This is a genomic window from Pseudomonas sp. AC229, assembly GCF_979254655.1.
The window spans coordinates 20,658-46,304 of the sequence record NZ_CEEDHK010000018.1 but is presented as its reverse complement, the minus strand read 5'-3'; the positions used below and the strand labels follow the sequence as shown (position 1 = coordinate 46,304).

Sequence of the window (25,647 nt, the reverse complement as noted above, 5' to 3'; positions counted from 1 at the left end):
AGGTCAGTCGTGCTGGTCGTCGTGCTTGCGGGTGCGCTTCAGACGCAACGAACCGGGCGGCGGTTCATTGAGAACGGCCCAGAAAATGCCCAGATCGGAAATCGCCGCCACGAAGTCTTTGAACTCCACCGGCTTGACCACATATGCGTTCACGCCCATTTCATAGGCGCGCATCAGATCGGGTTCCTCGCGAGACGAGGTCAGCATGACCACCGGGATACTGCGCAGGGCCGGGGTTTCGCGCACGGTTTTGAGCACTTCCAGGCCGTCGACCTTGGGCAGCTTCAAATCGAGCAACAGCACGGCCGGGTTGCCGTCTGCGCGGGTCTCGTAATCACCACGTCGCAGCAGGTAATCCAGCGCTTCGGCGCCGTCGCGTTTAATCACAACATCGTTGGCCAACTGGCTGCGCTCCAGCGCGACCAGGGTCAGTTCCAGATCGTTGGGGTTGTCTTCAACGAGAAGGATGGGTTTGAGCATCAGTCTTTCCGGTCATCAAGTGGAGTGGTGTAAGTCAGTCGGGGTAGCGCGAAATAGAACGTGGCGCCATGGTCGATGCGCCCTTCAGCCCACACGCGGCCGCCATGGCGTTCGATGATGCGGCGCACACTGGCCAGGCCAATGCCGGTGCCTTCAAATTCTTCCATGCGGTGCAAACGCTGGAATACGCCGAACAGCTTGTTGGCGTACTGCATGTCAAAGCCCACGCCGTTATCGCGGATAAACACCACGGTTTCATCAGCGCGTTGTTCAGCGCCCATCTCGATCACAGCCTTGTCGCGGCGGCTGCAATACTTGAGGGCGTTGCTGACCAGATTGCGCAGCACCATGTGTATAAAGGCGGCGTCGGCCACCACAACGGGCAATGGCTGGATGCGCCACTCGACGTCGCGTTGATCATAGTCGGGGCGCATTTCCTCGCGGATGGAGCTGACCAGCGCGCCCAGATCGACGTCCGTCATGTGCAGCGCGGCGCGGCCCATTTGCGAGAAGCTCAGTAGGTTGTCCACCAGCACGCCGGCGAAACGCGCGGCATCGCTGATGTTCACCAGAAAACGTTTACCGCGCTCGCTCAATTGCTGGCCTTCAAGCTCACCGAGCAGCTCGGTGTAGCCGGCGATATGGCGCAGCGGCGCGCGTAAATCGTGGGACACGCTGTACGAAAACGACTCCAGCTCTTTATTGCTCTCGCGCAGTTCGCCAGCCAGCATCGCCATCTCTTCGGCCTTGCGCAGAACGATGCCCAACACGGCGTTGCGCAGCTCCATCGCACCTTCGCATTCAGCCGCATCCCACGGCGCGCAATAACCGCGTAGTTCTTCACGCCACGTGTCAAAACTGTTGCGCGGAGAAAGGGCGCCGCTGGTTTCATCCAAGGTTTTTTTCGGCTGCCCGGCCCACTTCACCGTCTGAATGCGCTCGGGCCGGAACCACATCAGGTAATGGGCGTGCAGCTTGGAAATCGACACCGCCAGCACGCCGGCACTGTGTGCTGCCAGTTGTGGCAAGTGGGGAACGTCGCGCGCTAGGTTGTCGCTGCTGAACAAGGGGCCGCCGTTCTGGCTGCCCAGCCAGCCCGCCAGTTCCATGATCTGCGCGTCTGCTGGCGCATTGCCGACCGTTACGCACGTATCGGCCGTCACCACTGCCGCGCCATGCGCCTGGGCGAATGCCAGCACCACGTCAGGCAAACGCTGAAAGCCTTCAGTCACGCTGTCGTAATCGGCCATGCCCGCCAACAACCGCACGACCAGATGGCGCAGTTCCAGCTTGCGATGTGCCAGGTCGGCCGCCTCGCTGGCGTCGATCTGCAGCGCCAGAATGCGCGCCAGCAACTCACAGGTGGTGCGGGTTTTGTGGCTAAGCAGGCGCGGCTCGCTGTCATGGCACGAGATCAAGCCCCACAGGCGGTCACGCACCACAATCGACACCGACATCGAGGCCAGGGTGCCCATGTTGCGCATGTACTGCAGATGCACCGGGGACACGCTGCGCAGCGAGGCGAAGCCCAGGTCCAGCGGCTGCTGAGTGACCGGATTAAGCGTCGGAATCAGCCGCGAGGGCGTGTAGTTGGCGTCGGGAATCAGCCGAATCAGGTTTTTGCAATACAGGGCGCGCGCCTGCGCAGGAATATCCGAGGCGGGGAACTGATGGCCCAGGTAGCTGGCGTATCCCGGCGCGGCGCGTTCGGCCAGCACGTCACCATTTCCGGCTTCATCGAACCGGTAGGCTTTGACGCGACCGAAGCCGGTAATCCGGCTCAACTCATTGACCGCCAACTGGCAAATCGCCTCAATGCTGTCAGCCGCGTGCAGCTCGGCAACAAAGGTGCGCATCAAGGGATACAGAACACCGTAAGCCTCGCCAGCATTACTGGCCTGCTCGAATTCGAGAATCAACTGATCGTCGTTGCGATGGCCCATCAGCGCGAAGGAGCAGGCCTGTGCCGTGCCCTTAACAAAACGCACATCGCCAAGGTGGAAGGGGTTGCGGTCTTCATCCGAGAGGCCGGCGAGCCGCGCCGGTAACTCCGGCTCATCGATCAGCTCGCTCAGCGATAAACCCAGCAGGCTCTGCGCCTCTAACCCGAGCCATTGGCGGACGTTTTCACTGACCTGCTGCACGGCCAAATCCGCCGCCGCAACCACGATCAAAAACCCATGGGGCTGAATGCCGCCGGGAATATGGATCGGTTCGTCGGCACAGCGCGCTACGGCGTCGGTCAGCGAATCAGGGACGGGGGTGTTCATGGTGCATCCTTTCAGACCAGAGCCACGATGAATGGGCCGGCAATACGGCTTGGCCCAATTCAGAGCGGCGGCTGCGGAAAATGGTTCGAGAATTTTTAGACGGCGCGATTAGCGGCTATTTTGCCTTGGCCAACCCGTTCACTGCCAGCAGCCACTGCGGGTTCAGACGCGGTTGGTCGGTTTCCAGCCCGAGCGTCTGCATGGCTTCTTTATGGGCGTTGATTTCAGCGGTTACCTGGCTGAGCGAACTGGTGTCGGCCTCCAGCAGGTACATCTGCGTCAGGCCTTGGTGATAAAACCGCAGCAATTTCATGGCCTCCGGGAGCTGGGCTTTAACGCCGGCCTCCACGTCGTGCATCACATTGGTCACGCTCATCAGAGCGCGCTTCAAACGCCAGCCATACACCGCTGCGCTCATCCACGGCTGCGACCACAACTTCACCCTGAACAACGCCGCGCTCAGCATCACCGCCAGCGCCACGCCGCCGGCATTCCAACGGAAATTGTCGCCGCCCGGCGTGCCAAACAGCATCACCGCCAGGCTGGACAACAACATGGCCATGGCCACGAATATCACCGCCACGATCACCGTGCTGCGGCGGGTTTGCTGGCGATAGGTGGCGGGGTCGAAGGGTTGAATTTCAAACATGAGGGGAGCGGGCTCTGAGGCGAATGCGGTGGGCATTATCGCCTTAGCGCGGCTAAGCGGGGAGTGGATGGCGAAGCGAGTTGCTGAAAAAAAGCACACGGCAGTGAGCGTTAACGCCCCGCATTCGTCCCCAACACCAACTGACTGATCGCCTGCCGCTCACTGATCTGCGTCGGCATCTTCAGGGTTACGAGGTGGCCATCCATAAGCTGAATGGCCAGTTCGGTTTCAAAGTGCAAGCCGCTTTCGTCGAGGGTGGCGTAGGTCACGCCATAGGCGTTTTTACCGGTTTCGCTGAACATGCTGCCCATGGCGTTCTCCTTGTTAAGCCGCGTTGCATTAATGACGTGCCGGTTTCTGTTCGGTTTTTGCCGGGGCAGGGGTTTTGTCGCTGTGGCGATACAGTTCGGCATTCAAGTGGCTGGCAAAGGCCGAGGCGGCTACAAGGCTGGCGATGGCTCCGAATTTGTTCATGGCGGTATTCCTCATGCTAGGGGGCGGTGTTGCCCGATGGGTTGCATGATTGCCGAGCGTCGCGGCGGCCAGAAGTGAATGGGCACGATGGTAACTATCAAGCCCAGTGATAGAGCGCAGCGGCGCTATCGAGCCAGCGATATGAATGCGTGGCTTTGCTCAGGAAAATGGGTCAGTTCGTAAAATTTTATTGACGAGTCCGGTGGCTGCGTTTCCCGCTAGGCCTTGCCAATTAAAACCGCGAAAGCGAGAGAAGCCGTGGTTTATGGGTTTCTTTGCGCGCGCCGCTATGTTAAATAAAACAAACAGCTGGCCATAACCTACATCGCTTCAGGAAATCCCTTATGTCGTTACGTATCTGCATTCTGGAAACAGACATTCTGCGTCCGGAACTGGTTGACCAATATCAGAGCTATGGCCGGATGTTCGAGCAGCTCTTCGCCCGCCAGCCGATTGCCGCCGAGTTCGTCACCTATAACGTGGTGGAGGGCAACTACCCGGCAGATGACGAGCGCTTCGACGCCTATCTGGTTACCGGCAGCAAAGCCGATTCGTTTGGCACTGACCCTTGGATCGAAACCCTCAGAACTTACCTGCTCGACCGCTATCAGCGCGGCGACAAGCTGCTGGGCATCTGCTTTGGCCATCAGCTGTTGGCGCTGTTGCTGGGCGGTAAAAGCGAGCGGGCGCATCAGGGCTGGGGCGTGGGTACCCACCGCTATCAGGTGGCCGAGCAGCCGAGCTGGATGACGCCTGCGATGGATGAGTTGACCTTGCTCATCAGCCATCAGGACCAAGTCACCGCGCTGCCCAAAGACGCCACGGTAATTGCCTCCAGCGCGTTCTGCCCCATCGCCGCGTACCGCATCAATGACCAGGTGCTGTGCTTCCAGGGGCACCCGGAATTTATTCACGATTATTCCCGCGCCTTGCTGGAAATTCGCCAGCAGCACCTGGGCGAAGAAATCTATAAGTCCGGTATCGACAGCTTGCAGCACGACCATCAAGGCGCGGCTGTTGCCGAGTGGATGATGCGTTTCGTGGCGCAAGACAAGGCGGCGTCGCCGGCCTGATCCATCGAGGCTAAAGCCTCTCCCACAGTTTGTTCGTTGCTGTGGGAGTAGCGTTAGCCCCGAGCTGTTTGCGCTTGTTCAGCCCGCCCGCCGTACCAATCATCAAAATCCCCGCTCATTTTTTCCTCCCTACGGTCACAAAATTAAGCGCGGCGTTTCGTTGCCGTCGCCCGTTTAAAGACCGGAGGAAAAAGCAGCACGATGGACTATCTCGATCTTTTGCAGTGGCCGGCCATGGCCGTCACGGTAATGGCCGCCTGGCTGATTGGCGCACGAAGTGCGCGCCGCCGAATGATGGGGTTTTGGGTTTTTATTCTGAGCAATGTGTTGTGGGTGATCTGGGGGCTGCACACCCACGCGTATGCGCTGATCCTGCTGCAGTTCTGCCTATGCGCCATGAACTGCCGGGGCCTGAAGAAAAATGCCGACACAGTCACACAGCCGTAACGCCGGGTTGGCAGTTTTTTTCAGCAGCTATAGTCAAGGCTTACTGCCGAAATACATGAGGCCCGTTTTATGGACTGGCTCGTCACTTATAAATACAACAACGTGGAGCGCCACCTGCAGTTGCAGGCCCGCAGTGTGCCCAACATTCAGGTGGTCGCGTTTCGCGCGGTAACGGAGGTATTCGGCGAGAAGCCGCCGGTGGCGAAGGTCGCCGGGCAGCCGGTACTGGAGTGGGTGAGGGCGTGCGGCGTGGATATCACTGACGTGATTTTGCTGCGTCGCAGCAGCCGCGAGCGCAAGCCTGATGCAGAAGAGCAGGGCGCGAGTGCCCAGTCGCAAAAAGGCTGAAGCGCCTTCCGGTCATGCAACTGTTGCCAGCCATGCGGAAGAGGCTTCAGCCTCGATGTTGCGAACTTACCTGATGGTGCGAACTAAATTCCGTGTCCGCTAAACCTGCTTAGCAGGCAACCGCTTTCTGCACGCGGCGTTGACGCAATTCCTGATTCGAACGGCGAGCCAGGGTTTTCGCTTTGGTCACGTGAATCGGACCTTCAACGTAGGTCGGCAATTCGCGCTCAACCCAAGCCGCCTCATCGCCGCGCCAGCGCAGCAGGCCAGCCTCTATTTTAATTTCGCGGTGCAATTCACGAATCAGGGTGTGCATGCGCGCTTGGCTCAGCAGCTCTTCGCTTTTGATCGCCTTGCACAGCGGCTTGCCGTTCTGCCCAACCAGGGACAGCAGCAAAGAACCGTCTGGACGAGGTTTGATGGCAACGGTGTGTTGAGGAAACGCGTCGAAGAATTCTTTGATGGCCAGTTGCATTCCATGTACTCCATTGATTCTTTTGCAGATGGAGTGAATAGAGCAGATGCCGTGCCAGAAAATTCTTACGCAAAAAACAGAATAAAATCAGACACTTAGATATTTTTCCGGGCGCAACGGTCGTGCACTTTGCATGATCGGGCAAAACCCGACCTTGCAAAGTGCAATTGCCGCTTGCCGCCGTTTAGCTAAAGGGTTGCTGAAACGGGGTTTTCACCGGTACGTCCGGCCCAGCTTCATCCGGTACGAACGTCTGCGGTTGATAGCCGCGTGGCGCTGGTTTGCGTGGCACGCGCTGCGCAACTTCCGGCAGGTGTTTGAGCTGATAGCTTGGCGGTGCCGGATGGCGCGCACGGCCCAGGCCACGGTAGATGGCGACGGCGCCCAAGACGATGTCAGCCGCGCCGAGCACGCCCTTCACGGCCATGCCTTTGCGAATCAGCAGTGCGCCGCCGGCGACGGCAAGCAGACGTTCGAGATAACCCGGATTAGCCATTGGTGAACTCCTCAGGACGCTTTCTTCAGGGCCGACACCAGCTCGGCTTTGCGCATGCTTGAGCGGCCCGGAATGTTCATGTCCCGTGCGCGCATCATCAGGTCCGCCTTGCTTTGCTCTTCCAGCTTTTGCCCTGGGCGGGGCGCGCCGTGTTTAGTCGCCACCGCCTGGCGCGCCGACGATTTGCGCGCTGCGCTCTTGGCACCGGGCGATTTGCGCTGACCCGATCCGCCGGCCTTTTCGCCGCCGCCCGATTGCTTGTTCACCGTGGCCCAAGCACGGCCCTCGGCTTCGCCTTTGGAAACGCCCTTGGCTTCGTAGCTTTCTTCGATGTGCTCGGCCTTGCGCTTTTGCTCGGCCGTGTACTTGTCTTTACTTCCACGCGGCATGATTGCTCTCCTCATGAAGCGGGGCTGTAGCAAGCCCGTTACAGGTTCTGAGCCAGGGCCGTTGCCGGGAGTTCAGCTTTTTCCGCGAACGGTTCGCTGAGGGCAAAATTGGTTGAACTCTCACGCGCAATCACACACCTATTCTGTAGGGGACCGGTCTGCCCATCGCTCAAACGCCAGTGTTGCGCGCAACGGGATGGTCGATTGGCTTCGATCATTGGTAACGGTCTCCTGCACATTTCACCCCTTTGCAACCGGCTATTTACTGCAACCGGTTGGAGCGGGTCTGGAAATCAGGAAACGGGGACGAGGAGCGAAGGACATGAAAAGAGATTGGGAGCTGTTGCGCGAAATGCTGCTGGAAATCGAGAGCCTGCAAAAGGGCCATCATTTCTTCCCCCACCGTATCGACGGGCACTCCAGCGACAGCGTCAGTTATCACCTGCACCTGCTTGAGCAGGCTGGCCTGGTGGAATGCGCAGACCACCGTCCGCTGAGCGGCGAGTTGGTGCGCATCGGTAAATCGCTGACCCTCACCGGCCACGATCTGCTCGACCTGATCCGTGACGACAACCTGTGGATGGTCAAGAAAGCCTTCCTCACCGAGCACCTGGGCGGCATCACCATCGACGCCCTCAAATCGACCATGGCGCTTTATCCAAGCGACAGCGGCAGCTCATTCAATGTCTCCCGCCACGCACAGAACGACGCCGTCTTTAATTAACACGGCAACCCGTTTTCATTCGGCAGCAGTGGCGGCTTTGAGCCGGCCGCTGGCTGCCGCTTTCACTCGCGCTCAACTCAGCTGACCGAGGCACGCCCATGTCCGCCGATCGCACGTCGCAAGACGAGGCCACGTTCAATTCCACTGGCACTCAGTCTGACAACCCAAGCTCCAGCACCTCATCCAGCGCCGACGTTCAGGCCTTCAAGCAAAGCATTCTGGCCAAACTCAAATACGCCGTCGGTAAAGACCCTGCCAACGCCTACATCCACGACTGGTTTGAAGCCATCGCCTTGGCCGCCCGGGATCACCTGGTCGACCACTGGGAAGAAGCCGAAGCGCGAGTCGATCGCAAGCCGCAGAAGCGCGTGTACTACCTCTCGCTGGAGTTTCTGATCGGCCGATTGCTTGTTGATTGTCTGAGCAACCTGGGCCTGCTGGAAACGGCACGCGAGGCGCTGGCCGAGCTGGACGTCGACATCGAACGCATCCGCGAAGTCGAGCCCGATGCCGCGCTCGGCAACGGCGGCCTCGGGCGACTGGCCGCGTGCTTTATCGAAAGCATGGCCACGCTCAACATCGCCGGCCATGGCTACGGCATTCGCTACGAGCACGGTCTGTTCAAGCAGGTGATCAGCGACGGCTGGCAACACGAACACACCGAGACCTGGCTCGACTTCGGCAACCCGTGGGAATTCGAGCGACCGGAAGTGAGCTACAACGTCGGCTTCGGCGGCAGCGTTAATACCGTTACCGAGCGCAACGACGTGCCGCGCCAACACTGGCAGCCCACCGAGATTATCCGCGCCATCGCCTACGACACCCCGGTGGTTGGCTGGCGCCGCGCCGGCGTTAGCACCTTGCGGCTATGGCGGGCGAGGGCGCTGGAAGACCTGCAACTGGAACGCTTCAACGCCGGCGACCACCTGGGCGCCGTGGCTGACGTGGTGCGCGCCGAAAGTATTTCCCGCGTGCTGTATCCGGCCGACAGTACCGAGGCTGGCCAGGAACTGCGCCTGCGCCAGGAATTCTTCTTCGTTTCCGCCTCGCTGCAAGACTTGCTGCACCGCCACATGCGCCTGCATGGCGACATTCACTCGCTGCCGGAAAAAGTCGCCATTCAGCTCAACGACACCCACCCGGCCATCGCCGTGGCCGAGTTGATGCGCCAATTGGTCGACGTGTACCGCATCGAATGGTTTGCCGCCTGGGAACTGTCCGTCGCGACCCTGTCGTACACCAACCACACCTTGCTGCCCGAGGCGCTTGAGTCGTGGCCGGTGTCGTTGATGGAACGGCTGTTGCCGCGCCATATGCAGATCATTTATTTGATCAACGCGCACCACATCGACTCGCTGCGGGCCAAAGACATCCACGACTTCGACCTGCTGCGCTCGGTGTCGCTCATCGAAGAAGAACACGGGCGCCGCGTGCGCATGGGTAACCTCGCGTTCCTCGGCTCGCACAGCATCAACGGCGTGTCGGCGCTGCATACCGACCTGATGCGCGAAACCGTTTTCCGCGATTTGCACAACCTGTACCCCGACCGCATCCGCAATAAAACCAACGGCGTGACCTTCCGCCGCTGGCTCTACCAGGTGAACCCGCAACTTACCCAGCTGCTCACCGAAAGCATCGGCGATGGCGTGCTCGACAGCCCGGAAACCTCGCTGATCAAGCTCGAACCGTTCGCCGACAAACCGGCGTTCCGCAAACAATTCGTCGCCCAGCGCCAACACAGCAAAGCGGCGCTGGCGCGGTTGGTAAAAGAGCGGCTGAACATCGACCTCAACCCCGAGGCGATTTTCGACGTGCAGGTCAAACGCATTCACGAATACAAACGCCAACTGCTGAACCTGCTGCACACCGTGGCGTTGTACCAGGCGATTCGTAACGAGCCGACTACCGACTGGGTGCCGCGCGTGAAAATCTTCGCCGGCAAGGCGGCCGCCAGTTATCACCAGGCCAAACTGATCATCAAATTGGCCAACGACATCAGCCGCACCATCAACGACGACCCAACCGTGCGCGGCTTGCTCAAGGTGGTGTTCATTCCGAACTACAACGTCAGCCTGGCGGAAACCATCATTCCGGCGGCCGACTTGTCGGAACAGATCTCCACCGCCGGCATGGAAGCCTCTGGCACCAGCAACATGAAATTCGCCCTGAACGGCGCGCTGACCATCGGCACCCTGGACGGCGCCAATGTGGAAATGAGCCAACTGATCGGCCAGGAACACATGTTCATCTTCGGCATGACCGCGCAGGAAGTGAAAGCGCGCATGAGCAATGGCGACTTCGACACCATCCACGTGATCCAGCAATCACCGCGATTGAACGCGGCGTTGGAAGCCATCAGCAAAGGCGTGTTCTCCCCAGATGACCCAGAGCGCTATGTGGGCCTCATCGACGGCCTGGTGCATCACGACCGCTACATGCTCTGCGCGGACTTCGACTCGTATTGGGATGCGCAGCGCAAAGTCGATGAGTTGTGGCAGCAGCCCAACCAATGGTGGCGGTCGGCGGTGCTCAATACCGCGCGGACAGGGTGGTTCTCCTCGGACCGGACCATTCGCGAATATGCCGAGGATATTTGGAAGGCGATGCCTCCCAAAAAGTGAGAGTTAAAAGCATCGCGGCTAAAGCCGCTCCCACAGACTACGCAGACCTGCGATGAGCCAGACGTGACACTCTGGATTCCCACGTTCGCGAGGATGACAGAGGTGTTTGGAAAATCCCCGTCATCCTCGCGAACGCGGGGATCCAGAATTTCAAGCCGTACACGGTAGATCCACTCCGGGGGCATCGACTAGGCGTCCCCGCGCAACGAACCGTCCCTGGCCCGATGCGCCGCTCGCGGCTCGCGGCCGCTCAACCCCCTCCACGTCGACTCCACTCGGCCTGCGATAAACGGTGCGGGGCAGATCAAAAGCGGAAGATCACAAGCAAGGTCAAAAGCGATAGACCAAAAGCGCCAGATCGGATGCTGGCCCGCCCCAGAGCGCCGCCGCTCAAAAAAATCGCGGCTTCAGCCGCGATTTTTCTCACCTGGAGAGCAACCCCCCGCTCACCAAAACCCAGCAGGATGTTGCTTAGCAATGTAATCCGGCTGCAACCCAAACGCCGTCTGAAAAAACGTCGCCAACCGCGTATGCAACACCATCTGGTTAATCGACGCCAACTTCCCCCGCTGCACCCGGCGCTGATTGCTATCAGCATAAAAATCCTCATGCAGCACCCGTTGCTGCTCAGGCTCAGCCGTGATGCAACAACTGTTGAAACCCGGCTCGCCCTGACCCTCCGGATACGCCACCAACAGACACAACCCCGGGCTGGCTTTTTCCGGCCCGTGCAGCTCAACGCGTACCTCCAACCCCGCGCCTTGCGCGTAGGTTTTCGCTTCCTCGAACAAAGGCACGGCGCATTCGTGCATCAGCGTCATAAACGCATCCAGAAAGGTTTGGCTATCGACTGCCTGGCTATCCATCCTGCACGCGCTCCTCGATCAATGCCCGACTCGGGCCGGTTTGTGCCGCATCGGTGCGGGCCGGGGCCGGTTGGGTTGGGGCGACCGGCTCGGTTGCCGGGTGTGGTGACGACGGGCGATGCGCAGCATCCCCCACAAAGCGGCCGCTGCCACCAGCAGCCAGGTTCCGATCAACAACAGCACAACGCTTTCAGGTGGCATACGGTCCTCCTGCAGCCCCTTATGGCTGCGGCATAACGTCGACATCAACGGGATTGGGTGCAGTGGTGGGCTGCGCATGAATGCGGATGCGCTGGTGCATGTGCTCGGCGTGGCATACCTCATCAATTACTTGGCTGACAAAGCTGGTCAGCGCTTCGCCTTGCACTTCGGCGGTTGGCGCGTCGAACAGCGTCCACACCACAGGGCTGGCCGTTAGGCGCTCTTTCAAGTGGCCGAGCGGCTCGGTCAGGCCATCGTCACCGCCATCCAGCCAGGTGAAGTCGCCGAGCAGCAGCAGGCGTTTTACCCCGGCGACTGGCAAGCCATCGAGCAGGGCGGTGACGGCTTTGAAGGTGCTTTCGAATTGGTGGTCGTGGTCAGCGGCGGGCAGCACGACGATGACCGCGTCGCGTCCGGCGATGCTGTGGCTGACGCTGATGGCGTCGTACAAGTCGCCCTGAATGGTGCTCAGGCCCGGGCGGGCGTTTACGGCGTTCAGGTCATCCAGAATCAGTGTGGTCTCGAACTGGCGCGCCAAGGCTTCAACCATCAACGCGTTTCCAATGCTGCTTTGAGCGCCGTATACAGCGAGTTTTACGGCAGGCGTTTCGAGATTTTTCATCTAGGCGATTCTCGTGATGGTGGTGGGTGTCGCGAATTGGAAAGCAGGTGCGGATGTCAGCCGTTGGACGCGCGCTGGCGCCCTGGTTCGTTGGGGCCGCCAGGTTGCCCGGCGGAAACCGTCACCTCAGTGATATCGCTGCTCTGGGCTGAACTGTGCAGCGACTCAACATGCCGACGCGCCTGGGTTTCGGTGAACGCCTCGGTGTCGCTTTGCACCTCCACGCTCTTGGCTTGGCCCTGAAGCTGGTAATGCACCACAAACGAATAGTTGCCGCTCATTTTGAAAGTGTCTCCAACGGTGGCAGGTATTAACTTTGGCCGCTTCGCAGGGCAAAGGGTTCAGCTTTATTTGCCAAGCGGTAAACGCGGTCAACGGGTCGCTTACGCGCGCGTAACGGCGGCGTAAATGTCGTCATCTGCGAAAAATGGTTAAACCAATGGGCGCTGGCGAAAGTCGATTAAAGGGAGACATGCACACACACGCTCGGCCGTGACGTACGGCGTAATTGCTGGGGTAATCCGCAGGAGATGCTGATATGACCTTTGTCTGCTTTCTAAAGGGCTGTAACTGGCTGGAAGCCACCCATGAACTGTTCGGCAGCGAATTGCTGCTGTGCCAATGCTGTTCGCGCTGCGGCGCGCACCGGTACTTGCCCGAAGGCCTACCGAGCGCCACGGGTGAGGGCGGCCACGGCGGCGCCGCTTGAACACCTGGGAGGTGATCGTCGCCACCTTGGTCGGCGAGTTCTCCGATCTCAACGATGTCGCCCATACCACCCGCGTCACCCTGCGCATGGCGCTCGCCACGTTGCTCGGCGGCGTGCTTGGTTGGGAACGCGAGCAGCAAGGCAAGTCGGCCGGCGTGCGCACGCACATGCTCGTCGCCCTGGGCAGTGCGCTATTTGTGATGGCGGCTGAGCAAATGGGCGCCGAGGACGACGCCATGAGCCGCGTCATGCAAGGCGTGGTCGCCGGTATCGGCTTTCTGTGCGCCGGCACCATTCTCAAAGGGCGCTCACCCAACGAGGTCAAAGGCCTGACCACGGCCGCCGGAATCTGGCTGACCTGCGCCATTGGCATCACCGTCGGCTTGGGCCGCGAAGCGACCGCGTTGCTTGGCACGGTGTTCGGTTTGATTGTGCTGAACCTGGTGCCGCACCTGATGAGCCGGCTAGAGAAGGACAGCCCGGAACAGGGCCAACTCACGCAAGAGGACGAAGAAGCGCCCAAGTAAGCGCGCCTACAGCGGCGTCGCCGCCTTGCGCCGCAACACCAGCAAAAACTGGCGCTTGCCGGTGGTCCAGACCAAGGTTTGAAAATCCCCCTCGCGCAGCCCGGCCTTGTTATAGGCATTGGCCTGATGCACCGCATTGCCGTCGGCGAGGGTTTGCGCCACCACCACCTCGCTCATCACCACACCTTCGGGCGTGCCGGGTTTCAAACTGGGCGTGACCGCAATCGAATAGCCCACCCGCAACGGTTGCGGCTGATTCACCAGCGTGCCGTTCTTGCGCACTGCCTGGTCGCGCTGGGTATCAACGAACGTCGACACGGTTGCCGAACTGCCAAGTGTTGCTACAAACGGCTGTAACGGCTGCAAGGCGTAGTTGTTGGCGCCGGCAATGCGATCCACCAAACCCTCGGCGGCCACCTCGGCTGGCCCGTGCAACAAGCCCGCTTCCCGGTTCGCGCGCGCCTCCAGGTTGGCCACCGGGGATTTCACCTCCGCCAATACCGCGCGCCATTCAACCTGATTGATCGGCGTGGCAATGGCGGCGGGCGCGTTGGGGTCGAGGGCGGCGGCGGATGCCATCGAAGTGAGCAGCAGGCCGAACAGGGGAATCACAACATTCATCAAGCAGAGCGCCGAGATAGGAGGAGGGGAGACTATAGCGGGCATCCCCTTTTCCAGGAATCGCGGCTAATCGGAATGCCGCCCAGCCGCTCCCACAGAATTGAGTTTCCTGTGCACCCTGCGCTTGCGCGACGCTGCCAACCACCGCCTATCCATCTGAATTACAAGCTCTTTTACCCTAGCCGCCGCCTGTGTAAAATCCCGCGCCCCGACCAGAGGAGACACACCGTTGGCCACCCATTACTCGCCGTCCCCGGACACCATTGCCTGCGGCCGCACCGGCGCCAGTCTCGAAAGTGTTGCCGATCTCAGCCAGGTCACCTGCAAGCTGTGCCTTCGCGCCGCCGAAAAGGCCGCCGCCGAACCGGTGCGTAAAACCCCAACCCTGGCCGAACTGCGCGCTGCTGCCAAAGCGAAAAAAGCCGCTACCAGCGAAGACGGCCAAGCAGTCGCCACCCTGGCCAGCGAACCCAAGCCGGTCGCCGCCGCAGCCGCTGCAAAACCCGCCGAAGCCAAGCCTGCTGCGAGCAAACCGCAGCCAGCGCCGCACGCTCAAACCGCGCCCAAAGCCGCCGCCGCGCTCAGCCCGCGTGCCGCTTGGCAGCAACGCCTGCAACAACTGCCCGGCCGCAACCGCCTGCCGCGCGGCGTCGCTAAGCAACGGTTTATCTAACCGACACAGGCCGGTGCGCTATCGGCCAGATGGGACAACTGCCCGAGCGCGGCCACTTCGCCGATCACCAGCACCGCCGGTGCTTTCAACTCAAACGCCAACGCTGCCTCGTGCATGCCCGCCAACTGGCTGCGGCATTCACGCTGTTGCGGCAGCGAGGCGTTTTCAATCATCGCCACTGGGGTGCGCGCCGGCAGGCCGCCAGCCAGCAACTCGCGCTGCACCTCGGCCAGTTTCGCGACCCCCATGTAAATCACCAGGGTGGTGCCGGTTTGCGCCAGGGCGTGCCAGTTCAGGCTGCTGTCGTCTTGCGTGTGAGCGGTCACCAACGTCACGCCGCGTGCCACGCCGCGCAAGGTCAGCGGAATGCCGCATTGGGTAGCGCCAGCCAGGCCGGCGGTGATGCCGTTGACCAACTCCACTTCAATGCCATGGGCGCTGAGCCAGTCGGCTTCCTCACTGCCACGGCCGAAAATGCACGGGTCGCCGCCTTTCAGGCGCACCACGCAATAGCCTTGGCGGGCGTAACGCAGCATCAGCCGGTGAATGAATTCCTGCGGCGTCGAACGGCAGCCGCCGCGCTTACCGACCGCAATCACCTTGGCGTTAGGGCAATGCTCGAGCACGGCCGGATTGACCAAGTCGTCGATCATCACCACCTGCGCCGCGTTCAGGGCGCGTACGGCTTTAAGGGTCAACAATTCCGGATCACCGGGGCCGGCGCCCACTAACCAGACTTTTGCGCTCATAGGGATTTCCTCCAACGGGTCAGGCGAAACGCGCTGCGCGTTTTTGTAGGAGCGAGCTTGCTCGCGAATGCGTTCCTGAATCGTGTCGTCATGTGTGTAACACCCACACCAGCAGCCCGACATTGATCACCAGCGAAACCAGCGCCAGCCCGCGCCACACTTTCAGCGGTTCGCGCTCTAGCAACGGACGCGGGCGGGCAGGGGGTTGGTGTTCGCCTTGTTGCAAGGCCAGCAGCCATTCTTCAGCGGTTTCAAAGCGCTGCGCCGGGTCGTTGGCCAGGGCTTTTTCCAGGTTGTGCACCAGCCATTCCGGCAGGTCTGGCCGGTAGCGACTGGCCGCAACCGGTACACCAAAACGCGGGCGTTGAAAGGCTTCGATCTCACCGTGCGGGTAATGCCCGGTGAGCAGGAAGTACAAGGTCACGCCCGCGCTGTAGAGATCTTGCGCCACGCTCGGGGCGGCGCCGGCATAGGCTTCCGGGGCGATGAAACTGGGGGTGCCGGGCAGCTCGCCGTTGTCCTGCGGCGACAGCCCAGGGCAATAGGCGAGGCCGAAATCCAGCACCCGCAGTTCACCGTCGCTGCTGAGCAGCAGATTTTCCGGCTTGATGTCCCGGTGCAGGATATTGCGCCGGTGCAGCATGCCCAGCGCCCGTAACAGGCGCGAGGCGATTTCCAGCCATTGGTTAAGGCCGAAGTTGCCGTGCAGGTTGAAGTGCTCGGCCAACGTGATGCCTTCGTGTTCGCGCATCAGGTAGTACAGGTGCTGACGCTGATTGGCGTGGTGCACCTCGGGAAAGTAACGACCGGCCACCCGGCGCAGAAACCATTCTTCCTGCAACAGGGCTTGCCCGGCGTTGCTGTCACTGTCCCGGCTGGCTGGCAGGGTTTTCAGCAGCCAGGGATATTGGGGCGCGTTGTTGCCAGTGGCATGTACGCGGTAAACCAGCGACTGGCGGCTTTGGCCCACCAGGGCCTCGACCTTCCAGCCTTCAAACAATTGCCCAGGCTTGAGCGCCGGTGGCACTGGCCATTGCTCAACTTGCCCGAGCACATCGCCCAGACTCGCTTCGCCCAGGGCTTCGACCCGCACCAGTAAGGCGCTGGCGTTGTCCTGGCTGCCGGCCTTGTGCGCGGCAGTCACCAGCGCCTGGCTGGCGGCCTGCAATTCGGTTTCGTCACGCAAGATGCCGGCAATCGACGCTTCGCTGAGGGTCGCCCAGATGCCGTCGCTGACCAATAGAAAGCTCTCGCCCTGGCGCAATTCACCGTCCAGGTAATCGACCACAACATGCTGTTCCAGACCCATGGCGCGCTTGAGCACATGCTGCATGCCCGGCTGGCCCCACACATGGTCTTCGCTGATGCGCTGCAACTGCCCGGCGAACCAGCGATACACGCGGCAATCGCCGATATGCGCGAGCGTGAATTGCTTGCCGCGCACCACCAGCGCACTCAGGGTTGTGAGCAACGGCTGCCCGCCACCGTTGGCGTGCAGCCAGCGATTCTGTGCCAGCAGCAAACGGTCGAGCGCCTGCGCCACGCCCCAGGTTTCCGGGGTGGCGTAGTAATCGAGCGCCAACGCTTGCAGGGTCGAACGGGCGGCCAGGCCGCCGTCCGCGCATTGGCTGACGCCGTCGGCCAGGGCAAACAGATAACCCTTGCTGGCAGCCAGGGCCGGGGCGGGCGTAACCAGGCGCACCGCGTCCTGGTTCTCGGCCCGTGGTCCGCTGGCGCTGGCTTCGGCGTAGCTCAATTGCAGGCTCATGGCGTGCGCTTACACCCGTGCTGCGGTAAAGGCGGCCGAACCCCAGGTGGTTCTCCAGCGGCGTTTCACCCCGTGCAGACCAAACCAGGCCACTACGCCGAGGCTGGCGAACAGCCACAGACCCAACTGGTAGTCGCCGGTGTTTTGCTTGATCGCGCCCAGACCGGCCGCCAGCAAGAAACCGCCAATGCCGCCGGCCATGCCGATCAGGCCGGTCATCACGCCAATTTCCTTACGAAAGCGCTGCGGCACCAGTTGGAACACCGCGCCGTTGCCGGCACCCAGGCCGAGCATCGCCGCCACGAACAACGCCAATGCCGCCACAGAGCTCGACAAGTGGAAACCCACCGCCGCGATGCAGATGGCCGCTACCGCGTACATGCCCAGCAGCGTGCGAATGCCGCCGAAACGGTCCGCCAGCGCGCCGCCCAGAGGCCGCATCAGGCTGCCCCCGAACACGCAGGCTGCGGTGTAGTAACCGGCAGTCACCGGGTTGAGGCCGTACTGATCGTGGAAATAGCCGGGCAGGGCGCTGGCCAGGCCGATAAAGCCGCCAAAGGTGACGCTGTAGAAAAACATAAACCACCAGCTGTCACGGTCGCCGAGGGCCTTGAAGTAATCGCCCATGGATTTTGGCTTGGCGCGGTTGGGTGCATTGCGCGCCATCAGGCTGAAGGCGACGAGGGTGAGCACCAGCGGAATCAGCGCCAGGCCGAACACGTTGGTCCAGCCAAACGCCGCCGCCAATACCGGCGCAGCCAGGGCGGCGAGCACCGTGCCCGAGTTGCCGGCGCCGGCAATGCCCATGGCCTTGCCCTGGTGTTCGGCCGGGTACCACTGCGACGCCAGCGGCAATGCCACAGCGAACGAAGCGCCGGCCATGCCCAGGAAAACACCCAGCAGCAGCGCTTGCTCATAACTGTGAATGCCCAACTGCCAAGCGACCGCCAAGGCGCCGATGACAATGATCTGGCCAAAAATGCCCGCCGTTTTCGGCGACAGCTGATCGGCCAACATGCCCATCACAAAGCGCAACAGCGCACCGGCCAGAATCGGCGTGGCGACCATAAAACCGCGCTGCTGGGTGGTGAGCTGCAAGTCGGTGGCAATCTGCACCGCCATTGGGCCGAGCAGGTACCAAACCATAAAGCTCAAATCGAAATACAGGAACGCCGCAAACAGCGTGGGGGTGTGCCCGGCTTTCCAGAAACTGTTGTTGTTCATTCAACACCTCATCTGCAAAAGGAAATGTGTTTGCAGGTGGGCTGCCGCTGCCGGCTGCACCACCTCCCCGAAACCGGGGCCAAAAACGCAAAAAACGCCGCATTCCTCCGGGCACTTGAGCCTGGGAAATAGCGACGTCTTTGTCGTGGTGGGGCAACCGCCGTTGGCTACCTGTGAGGATGTATGAGCAGGTTGTGTGCCAGGTTGGGTGGGGGGCTCTGGGATGGGGGTTTTGTGGAGTTTTGGATGGGGTTTCTCGGAGCGGGTGCTGCGTTTTGGCGCGCCGGGGGCAGGGTGCGCACCATCGTGTACGGCTTTAGATTCTGGATCCCGAATCGTCGGACCGCCGCGTTCGCGAGGATGACGGTGCCTCTCCAACACCTCCGTCATCCTCGCGCACGCGGGGATCCAGAGTTTCGGAGGAGACGCTGGTGTTGCGGCGAAAGGGTCGTCAATTGAATATTGCAAATCTGCTCTGAGGGCGCGTTTACGTGGGGTTCGCACCATCGCGATCGACTTGAGATTCTGGATTCCGAATCGTCGGACCGCCGCCTGCGCGGGAATGACGGTGCCTCTCCAACACCTCCGTCATCCTCGCGAACGCGGCGGTCCGACGATTCGGGATCCAGATTTTCGGAGGAGACAACGGTGTTGCGGCAAAAGGTTCGTCAGCACTGATCTACTCCCGGGCGCGTCTGGTGCGGCGTGCGCACCATCGTGTACGACTTGAGATTCTGGATCCCCGCGTGCGCGAGGATGACGGAGGTGCTAGGGAAAGCACCGTCATCCTCGCGCAGGCGGCGGTCCGACGATTCGGGATCAAGAGTTTCGGAAGAGACGCCGCCGCCACGCCAAAACACCTATCAATTCAACATCTCACTCATCGCAATAATCTGCTCCGCCACCTGAATCAGCTTCTGCTGCCGACTCATCGCCTGCCTGCGCATCAGGGTATAAGCCTCATCCTCATTGCAATCTTTCATCTTCATCAGCAGCCCTTTGGCCAGTTCCACCCGTTTGCGCTCGGCCAGTTGCTGGTCGCGGGCGTGCAGTTGGGCGCGCAGGGTCTGGTCGCTTTCGAAGCGGGCCATGGCCACGTCCATGATCGGCTGCAAGCGCTGGGCATGAATGCCTTCGACGATGTACGCGCTAACGCCCGACCTGATCGCCTGGCGCATTACGTCCGGGTCGTGCTCGTCGGTGAACATCACAATCGGCCGGGGCTGGTCGCGGCTGACCAGTACCACTTGCTCCATCACGTCGCGGCTTGGCGATTCGGTGTCGATCAGCACCACGTCGGGGCGCACGGCTTCCACGCGGGCGGGCAGGTCGATGGTCAGGCCGGACTCGTCGATCACCTCGAAACCGGCTTCGCTCAGGGCCGCCCGCAGGCGCCCGACTTTTTTGGAGGTGTCGTTGATCAGCAGAATTCGCAACATGGCTGGCGGCTCCGCTTACTGATCGCTAAGGGCGTGCAAGGCAAAGCTGCGGGCGTAGGCGGCGGGGTCGCTGCCGTCCCATACGCTGCCGTCGAGCAACTGGCTGCTGCGCATTGGCGAGGCCGGTACGCCAATTTCCAGACTGCCGGCCGCTCGGCTGTACAGCTCAAGCCGCTGCACCTGTTGCGCCACGGCTAGGTAATCGGGCTCTTCACGCAGCAGGCCCCAGCGGCGGAATTGGGTCATAAACCACATGCCGTCCGACACGTACGGAAAATTCGCCGCGCCGTGGGCGTGGAAGCGCAAGGCGTGGTCGTCGTGCCAGTTGCTGCCCAGGCCGTCGCTGTAACGGCCGAGCAAGCGCGGTTCGATGCTGCTGACCGGCGCATCCAGAAACTCGCTGGCGCTGAGCAGTTGCGCGGTGCTGCGGCGATTCTCGGGGCTTTCTTCAATAAAGCGGCTGGCTTCCAGCACGGCCATTACCAACGCGCGCGCGGTGTTGGGGTATTGCTCGACAAACGCGCGGGTGCTGGCCAGCACTTTTTCCGGGTGGTCCGGCCAGATCGCCTGGCTGGTGGTCACGGTAAAGCCTTGCTCATGGGCGATGGCGTGAGCGCCCCAGGGTTCGCCCACGCAGAATCCGTCGATACGCCCGGCTTGCAGGTGCGCGAGCATTTGCGGCGGCGGCACCACCACGCTGTTCACGTCCTGCAGCGGATGAATGCCCTGGCTCGCCAGCCAGTAGTACAACCACATGGCGTGGGTGCCGGTGGGGAAGGTCTGCGCGAAGGTCAGTTTTGAGCCGCTTTGGTGCGCGCGCTGATTGAGTGCACTGGCAGTGGTCACGCCGGCGTCTTTCAACGGCTGCGACAGGTTGATGCTCTGGCCGTTCTGGTTCAGGCCCATGAGCACCGCCATGTCGGTGGCCGGCGCACCGCTGATGCCCAATTGCAGGGCGTAGACCATCCCGTACAGGCTGTGCGCCGCGTCGAGTTCGCCGCACAGCAGCTTGTCGCTGAGGCCGGCCCACGAGCTTTGGCGCTTGAGGTTGAGGGTCAGGCCGTAGGGCTGGGCAAAGCCCTGCGTGGCGGCAACCACCACCGAGGCGCAATCGCTGAGGGGCATAAAGCCCAGGTTCAGCACGTTCTTTTCCGGCGCGTCGCTGCCGGCCACCCAGGCAAGGGCGTGAAGGGCATCGAGGGGCGTGCTTGAGTCGCTCATGGCGCTGTTCCCGTATTGCAAAAAAAAAGCGCCGTAGCGTCCGGCCTGAAGGCCAGTTGCGCACGACGCCGTTGTCATGACTGGGGTTGGCCTGATGGTAGCCTTTGAGAATGGGAGAGCAAAGGGTGTGCCGGATATCGTGGTTAGCCTTGAGATTCTGGATCCCGGATCGCCGGCCCGCCGCCTTCGCGGGGATGACGGTGATCGTTACAAAAACATCCGTGATTCCCGCGCACGCGGGAATCCAGAATTGATGCCCTGACAAACATCCAACAGGCAATGCGCGCGGCTAATAAACATCCCGCAAATACCGCCGGTCCTTACTCATCCCACTCACATACAACGTAGCCGCCCCGGCGGTCATTTTGCCGTGCACCTGCACAATCTTTTTCAGCGCCGCGTCCACGTCTTTGGCCATGCGGCTGGCGTCGCCGCACACGCACACGTAGGCGCCTTGTTGCAGCCATTGCCAGATCGCGGCGCCTTCTTCGAGCATGCGTTGTTGCACGTAAATTTTCTCCGCCTGGTCGCGCGAAAACGCGGTGTCCAGGCGCGTGAGCAAGCCGCTGCGTTGCCAGGCGCGCAGTTCGTCGTGGTAGTAGAAGTCGCTGACGGCGCGCTGTTCGCCGAAGAACAGCCAGTTTTTTCCGTTGCCGCCTTGTGCCTGGCGCTCCTGCAGAAAGGCGCGGAACGGGGCGATGCCGGTGCCTGGGCCGATCATGATCAGTGGCGTGGCCGGGTCTTGTGGCGGGCGGAAGTGGGTAGAGCGTTGCAGGAAGATACGCACGCCCGTGTTGGCGGCGCGGTCGGCGAGAAAGGTGGAGCACACGCCACCACGGGCCTGGCCTTGATGCTGGTAACGCACCACGGCCACGGTCAGGTGCACTTCGTTTGGCGTCACCGTTGGGCTGGAGCTGATGGAATACAGCCGTGGTTGCAAGGGCTTGAGCAGGCGCGCCAGTTGCTGGGCGTCGAGGGCGATGGGGTATTCGCGCAGCAGCGTCGGCACCTGGCGGCCCCACAGCCAGTCTTGCAGCGCCGCCTGATTGCCTTCGTGCAGCAGTTCTTCCAGGAACGGACTGCCGTTGTGCCCGGCCACCCGACGCAGCAGGTCCGGGCTGATGCGGGCGATTTCCAGGTGTTCGGTCAACGCCTCGCGAAGCGGCATGGGCGCCTGATTGTCGGGTTCGACCGGGCTGTCGCCGTCGAGCCTGAGCGTGGCGAGCAATTCCTCGACCAGCGCCGCGTCGTTGCTGGGCCACACGCCCAAGGCGTCGCCGGCCTGGTAGGGGAAGTCGTGGCCGCTGAGGTCGAAGGCCAGATGGCGGGTTTCTTTGACTGAGCCGGCACCGTTGAGCACTTGGTTATGTACCAGGCGGGTCCGCAGCGGATTGGCGCGGTTGAAGGTGCTGCTCTCGTTCGGTGTCGGGCGCAGCAGTGTGGGCGCGGCGGGGTTGCTGGCGAAGCGACTGCACAGTTGGGTCAGCCATTGTTCGGCGGGGGCGTGGAAGTCCGGCTCGCATTCCAGGCGCGGCTGCAAACGCTCGGCACCGAGGGCGGCCAGGCGTTCGTCGAGCTTGCGGCCGAAGCCGCAAAATTGCTGATAGCTCGAATCGCCCAGGGCCAACACGCTGAAACGGCTGTTGACCAGGGCGTCGGCCTCGGCGCTTTGCAGGCTGTGCCAGAAGTCGCTGGCGTTGTCGGGCGGGTCGCCGTCGCCAAAGGTGCTGGTCACTAACAGCACGCCGGCGGCGTTGCGCAGGTCGTCTAGCTTGGCCTCGTCCATGGCTTGCAACTTCGCCCGCTGGCCTGCGCTGCCCAGGCGTTCGGCGCAAGTGGCGGCGAGGGTTTCGCTGTTGCCGGTTTGCGAAGCCCAGAGCACCAGCCACGGCGCCTCGCCGCTGTCGATTTCGGCGCTGGGCGCTTCAGCGGCGCGGGAGAACAAACCGGCCAGCAGGCCATTCACCAACAGCCGATTATTCGGCGCAAAGGGGGCGCTGGCGGGCAGCGTGGGCACGCCAGCCTGACGCGCTTCCACGTTGCGCAGGCCAAGCAGAAAACCTTGCATGTACAGCTGCTCTTCGCTGGCCAGCGCCAGTGGGGCCGGGCCGTCGAGGTTGAGCTGGCGGGCGAATGCATCGAGGGTCATCGGAGCAAATTCCTTGGCGGAGGGCGAGGGCAGCGCTTCGTCTGGTGGGCTGACGGGGTGCAAGGCGACCGCGCAGAACTTGAACGCCGGCTGCAGGGAAATGGGGTCGATGGCGTCGCTGGTTACGGCGTTGATGGCCAACTGCTCGCCAAACACATCGTTCCAGTGGAATGGCGCAAAGCAGTTGCCCAATTGCACGCGGTCGCTGACCACGGCTGGCAACACCGCGCGGCCACGCCGTGAGCGAATTTCCACCTTGCTGCCAGCGCGAATGCCCAACCGCGCGGCGTCGCTGGGGTGAATTTCCACGAACGGGCCGGGGTTGAGTTTGTTCAGGCTCGGCACCTTGCCGGTCTTGGTCAGCGTGTGCCATTGGTGTTGCACGCGGCCGGTGTTGAGCACCAGTGGGTAGTCGTCGTCGGGCAGTTCGGCGGGCGGCAGATAGGGGCGGGCGAAGAACTGCGCTTTGCCGCTCGCGGTGGGAAACTGCAGGGCCTGTTCGCGGCGATAGCGGATAGGGTTGCGCTCGCTTGCCGCCTCGCTCGCGCACGGCCATTGCACGGGCGCCTGCTGCAAGCGGGCGTAGCTGGCACCGCGAATGTCGTAGCCGGTGCCGGGATTGGCGGCTTGTTTGATTTCCTCGAACACCTGCTCGGCGCTGGTGTAGCTGAACGCCTCGCTATAGCCCATTGCGCAGGCCACGCGGGCAATCAGTTGCCAGTCGGGCAGGGTGTCGCCCGGTGGCTGCACGGCCGCTTGCATCAGGGTGAGGTTGCGCTCGGAGTTGATCATCACGCCCTCGGCTTCGGCCCACAGTGCGCCGGGCAGCAGAATGTCGGCGTAGCGGTTGGTTTCGGTGTCGAGGTAGGCGTCCTGGGTGATCACCAGTTCGGCGGCTTGCAGCGCTTCGATCACCGTCTGCCGGTTGGGCGCGCTGGCCACCGGGTTGGTGCAGATGATCCAGCAGGCTTTGATCGCCCCGGCCTTCATCTGCTCGAACATCGCCACCGTGCCGTCGCCGGCTTCAGCGCGAATGGCGCCGGGCGCCAGTGCCCACAGCTGTTCGATAAATTGGCGGTCGTCAGCCACCAGCGCCGAGCGCTGCCCAGGCAGACCGGGGCCCATATAGCCCATCTCGCGGCCGCCCATGGCGTTGGGCTGGCCAGTGAGGGAAAACGGCCCGCTGCCTGGCCGGCAGATGGCGCCGGTGGCCAGGTGCAGGTTGCACAGCGCGTTGGTGTGCCAGGTGCCGTGGATGCTCTGGTTCAGGCCCATGGTCCAGCAGCTCATCCAATTGGCGGCTTCGCCAATCCATTGCGCGGTCTGGCGAATATCAGCTTCGGCGAGGCCGGTGATTTCGGCGACGTAGGCGGGCGTATAGAGGGCGAGAAAATCCTCCATCACCTCCCAGCCTTCGGTGAAGGATTCGATAAAGGCTTTGTCGCTGTGGCCGTTGGCGACCAGCAGGTGCAGCAGGCCATTGAGCAGGGCCAGGTCGGTGCCCGGGCGAATTTGCAAAAACAGATCGGCCTTGTCGGCCGTGGCGCTGCGGCGTGGGTCGATGACCACCAGTTTGGCGCCGGCCTTCAAACGATCAAGCAGGCGCAGAAACAGAATCGGGTGACAGTCGGCCATGTTCGAGCCGATGATCACAAACACATCGCTGTGCTCGAAATCATCGTAGGAACCGGGCGGACCGTCGGCGCCCAGCGACAGTTTGTAGCCGCTGCCAGCACTGGCCATGCACAGCCGCGAGTTGGATTCGATATGCCGGCTGCGGATGAAACCTTTGGCCAGTTTGTTCGCCAGGTACTGCGCTTCCAGCGACATTTGCCCGGACACATACAAGGCCACGGCGTCTGGCCCGTGGCTGTCGATGATGCTGCGCAAGCGGTTGGCGGTGGCGTCGATGGCTTGCTCGATGCCCACACGCACCGGGTCGCGGTTGCGTTCCTGGCGCATAAAGGCGTGCTCCATGCGCCCGCTGTTGGCCACCGCTTGGCCGCAGGTGCTGCCCTTGGTGCACAGCCGGCCGGCGTTGGTGGGGTGCTGTTTGTCGCCGGACACTTTGACGATCAGGTTGTTTTCCACCTGCATGACAATGCCGCAGCCCACGCCGCAATAAGGGCACACGCTGCGTACGCTTTTGCTGGTGATGATGTCGCCCATGCCATTCCCCGCTGAAACGAAAAAGGCGCCATGCAGCACACCGTTTTTCAACGGGGCTGCATGGCGCCTTTGCCTGAAAGTGCGGCCACCGACGTTGATGGCCTTTGCCTGTGTGTAGCAATGGCTGGGCCAACAGGGGGTGGCGTTGTTGCGCACCCCTGTGGGAGCGGCTTTAGCCGCGATGCTTTGGCTGTTAAGCTGTCTCTTATACACATCTGACGCTGCCGACGAAGTAGAGCCGGTGTAGATCTCGGTGGTCGCCG

General features: G+C 61.9%; 26 protein-coding genes. 8 read left to right on the top strand and 18 right to left on the bottom strand.

The genetic code is table 11. The annotated features are described in order from the left end of the window. Positions 1–3: 3 nt before the first annotated feature. The 5 genes from AC0IW7_RS22355 to AC0IW7_RS22335 all read right to left on the bottom strand — a co-directional run bounded on the left by AC0IW7_RS22355 (position 4) and on the right by AC0IW7_RS22335 (position 3,873). Positions 4–480, bottom strand: coding sequence for a response regulator (locus AC0IW7_RS22355; protein WP_471820935.1), 477 nt, complete (start codon positions 478–480; stop codon positions 4–6). Beyond that, complete coding sequence (locus AC0IW7_RS22350) at positions 480–2,750, bottom strand: ATP-binding protein (protein ID WP_471820934.1); 2,271 nt, start codon at positions 2,748–2,750, stop codon at positions 480–482. The genes AC0IW7_RS22355 and AC0IW7_RS22350 overlap by 1 nt, the downstream gene beginning before the upstream one ends. Before the next feature lie 115 nt (positions 2,751–2,865). Continuing rightward, entirely contained in the window at positions 2,866–3,399 is a 534-nt protein-coding gene (locus tag AC0IW7_RS22345) for a DUF3087 domain-containing protein (RefSeq protein WP_471820932.1), read from the bottom strand. Positions 3,400–3,509: 110 nt separating this feature from the next. Further along, a complete protein-coding gene (gene ptrC / locus AC0IW7_RS22340; RefSeq protein WP_471820930.1) occupies positions 3,510–3,710 on the bottom strand; it encodes a type III secretion system co-regulatory protein PtrC in 201 nt (66 codons plus the stop codon). 28 nt (positions 3,711–3,738) lie between these two features. Next, the gene (locus tag AC0IW7_RS22335) at positions 3,739–3,873 is read right to left on the bottom strand and encodes a hypothetical protein (protein WP_277342771.1); all 135 of its coding nucleotides are present in this window, start codon (positions 3,871–3,873) and stop codon (positions 3,739–3,741) included. Between the two features lie 344 nt (positions 3,874–4,217). Here AC0IW7_RS22335 and AC0IW7_RS22330 point away from each other — a divergent pair, with 344 nt between their 5' ends. From AC0IW7_RS22330 to AC0IW7_RS22320, 3 genes are all read left to right on the top strand, one after another. Beyond that, entirely contained in the window at positions 4,218–4,946 is a 729-nt protein-coding gene (locus AC0IW7_RS22330) for an amidotransferase (protein ID WP_471820928.1), read from the top strand. A gap of 201 nt (positions 4,947–5,147) precedes the next feature. After that, positions 5,148–5,393 carry a hypothetical protein gene (locus AC0IW7_RS22325; protein WP_463542029.1) on the top strand — a complete coding sequence of 82 codons (246 nt, stop codon included), beginning with the start codon at positions 5,148–5,150 and terminating at the stop codon, positions 5,391–5,393. A gap of 69 nt (positions 5,394–5,462) precedes the next feature. Further along, positions 5,463–5,741, top strand: a complete 279-nt coding sequence (locus tag AC0IW7_RS22320; protein WP_471820926.1) for a hypothetical protein — start codon at positions 5,463–5,465, stop codon at positions 5,739–5,741. Between the two features lie 109 nt (positions 5,742–5,850). Here AC0IW7_RS22320 and AC0IW7_RS22315 read toward each other — a convergent pair whose 3' ends face one another. The 3 genes from AC0IW7_RS22315 to AC0IW7_RS22305 form a co-directional block, all read right to left on the bottom strand. Beyond that, positions 5,851–6,216 (bottom strand): DUF3509 domain-containing protein, encoded by a 366-nt coding sequence (locus AC0IW7_RS22315; RefSeq protein ID WP_122498252.1) that lies wholly within the window; start codon positions 6,214–6,216, stop codon positions 5,851–5,853. Positions 6,217–6,400: 184 nt separating this feature from the next. Continuing rightward, entirely contained in the window at positions 6,401–6,712 is a 312-nt protein-coding gene (locus AC0IW7_RS22310; protein WP_122498254.1) for a hypothetical protein, read from the bottom strand. A gap of 11 nt (positions 6,713–6,723) precedes the next feature. Further along, on the bottom strand, positions 6,724–7,101 hold the full coding sequence (locus AC0IW7_RS22305; protein ID WP_471820924.1) for a Rho termination factor N-terminal domain-containing protein: 378 nt from the start codon (positions 7,099–7,101) through the stop codon (positions 6,724–6,726). Positions 7,102–7,423: 322 nt separating this feature from the next. Here AC0IW7_RS22305 and AC0IW7_RS22300 point away from each other — a divergent pair, with 322 nt between their 5' ends. Then, the gene (locus AC0IW7_RS22300; protein ID WP_163016749.1) at positions 7,424–7,825 is read left to right on the top strand and encodes a DUF2513 domain-containing protein; all 402 of its coding nucleotides are present in this window, start codon (positions 7,424–7,426) and stop codon (positions 7,823–7,825) included. Between the two features lie 98 nt (positions 7,826–7,923). Then, positions 7,924–10,446 carry a glycogen/starch/alpha-glucan phosphorylase gene (locus AC0IW7_RS22295; RefSeq protein WP_471820923.1) on the top strand — a complete coding sequence of 841 codons (2,523 nt, stop codon included), beginning with the start codon at positions 7,924–7,926 and terminating at the stop codon, positions 10,444–10,446. Between the two features lie 446 nt (positions 10,447–10,892). Here the strand turns inward: AC0IW7_RS22295 and AC0IW7_RS22290 are convergent, their stop codons facing one another. The 3 genes from AC0IW7_RS22290 to AC0IW7_RS22280 form a co-directional block, all read right to left on the bottom strand. Continuing rightward, positions 10,893–11,312, bottom strand: coding sequence for a hypothetical protein (locus tag AC0IW7_RS22290; protein WP_463542034.1), 420 nt, complete (start codon positions 11,310–11,312; stop codon positions 10,893–10,895). Positions 11,313–11,532: 220 nt separating this feature from the next. After that, the gene (locus AC0IW7_RS22285) at positions 11,533–12,135 is read right to left on the bottom strand and encodes an NAD(P)H-binding protein (protein ID WP_471820922.1); all 603 of its coding nucleotides are present in this window, start codon (positions 12,133–12,135) and stop codon (positions 11,533–11,535) included. Between the two features lie 56 nt (positions 12,136–12,191). Next, the gene (locus AC0IW7_RS22280) at positions 12,192–12,416 is read right to left on the bottom strand and encodes a hypothetical protein (protein ID WP_471820920.1); all 225 of its coding nucleotides are present in this window, start codon (positions 12,414–12,416) and stop codon (positions 12,192–12,194) included. Between the two features lie 257 nt (positions 12,417–12,673). Between AC0IW7_RS22280 and AC0IW7_RS22275 the strand changes: the two genes are divergently transcribed. Further along, positions 12,674–12,844 (top strand): PSPA7_2676 family Cys-rich small protein, encoded by a 171-nt coding sequence (locus tag AC0IW7_RS22275; RefSeq protein WP_471820919.1) that lies wholly within the window; start codon positions 12,674–12,676, stop codon positions 12,842–12,844. Further along, positions 12,841–13,371 carry an MgtC/SapB family protein gene (locus AC0IW7_RS22270; protein WP_471820917.1) on the top strand — a complete coding sequence of 177 codons (531 nt, stop codon included), beginning with the start codon at positions 12,841–12,843 and terminating at the stop codon, positions 13,369–13,371. The genes AC0IW7_RS22275 and AC0IW7_RS22270 overlap by 4 nt, the downstream gene beginning before the upstream one ends. Positions 13,372–13,377: 6 nt before the next feature. On the opposite strand, the gene AC0IW7_RS22265 is transcribed toward AC0IW7_RS22270, so the two are convergent. Then, complete coding sequence (locus AC0IW7_RS22265; RefSeq protein WP_471820915.1) at positions 13,378–13,992, bottom strand: hypothetical protein; 615 nt, start codon at positions 13,990–13,992, stop codon at positions 13,378–13,380. A gap of 229 nt (positions 13,993–14,221) precedes the next feature. Between AC0IW7_RS22265 and AC0IW7_RS22260 the strand changes: the two genes are divergently transcribed. Next, positions 14,222–14,665 carry a hypothetical protein gene (locus tag AC0IW7_RS22260; RefSeq protein ID WP_471820913.1) on the top strand — a complete coding sequence of 148 codons (444 nt, stop codon included), beginning with the start codon at positions 14,222–14,224 and terminating at the stop codon, positions 14,663–14,665. Here the strand turns inward: AC0IW7_RS22260 and cobA are convergent. The 6 genes from cobA to AC0IW7_RS22230 all read right to left on the bottom strand — a co-directional run bounded on the left by cobA (position 14,662) and on the right by AC0IW7_RS22230 (position 25,372). Next, positions 14,662–15,414, bottom strand: coding sequence for a uroporphyrinogen-III C-methyltransferase (cobA, locus tag AC0IW7_RS22255; protein WP_471820911.1), 753 nt, complete (start codon positions 15,412–15,414; stop codon positions 14,662–14,664). The two genes, AC0IW7_RS22260 and cobA, sit on opposite strands and share 4 nt — an antisense overlap. Positions 15,415–15,502: 88 nt before the next feature. Further along, positions 15,503–17,182 carry a protein kinase domain-containing protein gene (locus AC0IW7_RS22250; RefSeq protein WP_471820909.1) on the bottom strand — a complete coding sequence of 560 codons (1,680 nt, stop codon included), beginning with the start codon at positions 17,180–17,182 and terminating at the stop codon, positions 15,503–15,505. A 9-nt stretch (positions 17,183–17,191) separates the two neighbouring features. After that, a complete protein-coding gene (locus AC0IW7_RS22245; protein ID WP_122498280.1) occupies positions 17,192–18,406 on the bottom strand; it encodes an MFS transporter in 1,215 nt (404 codons plus the stop codon). Positions 18,407–19,269: 863 nt separating this feature from the next. Continuing rightward, positions 19,270–19,845: an ANTAR domain-containing response regulator gene (locus AC0IW7_RS22240; protein WP_471820907.1), complete on the bottom strand. Its 576-nt coding sequence runs from the start codon at positions 19,843–19,845 to the stop codon at positions 19,270–19,272. A 15-nt stretch (positions 19,846–19,860) separates the two neighbouring features. After that, entirely contained in the window at positions 19,861–21,066 is a 1,206-nt protein-coding gene (locus tag AC0IW7_RS22235; RefSeq protein ID WP_471820905.1) for a CmpA/NrtA family ABC transporter substrate-binding protein, read from the bottom strand. Positions 21,067–21,355: 289 nt separating this feature from the next. Further along, complete coding sequence (locus AC0IW7_RS22230) at positions 21,356–25,372, bottom strand: molybdopterin-dependent oxidoreductase (protein ID WP_471820970.1); 4,017 nt, start codon at positions 25,370–25,372, stop codon at positions 21,356–21,358. Positions 25,373–25,647 lie beyond the last annotated feature (275 nt).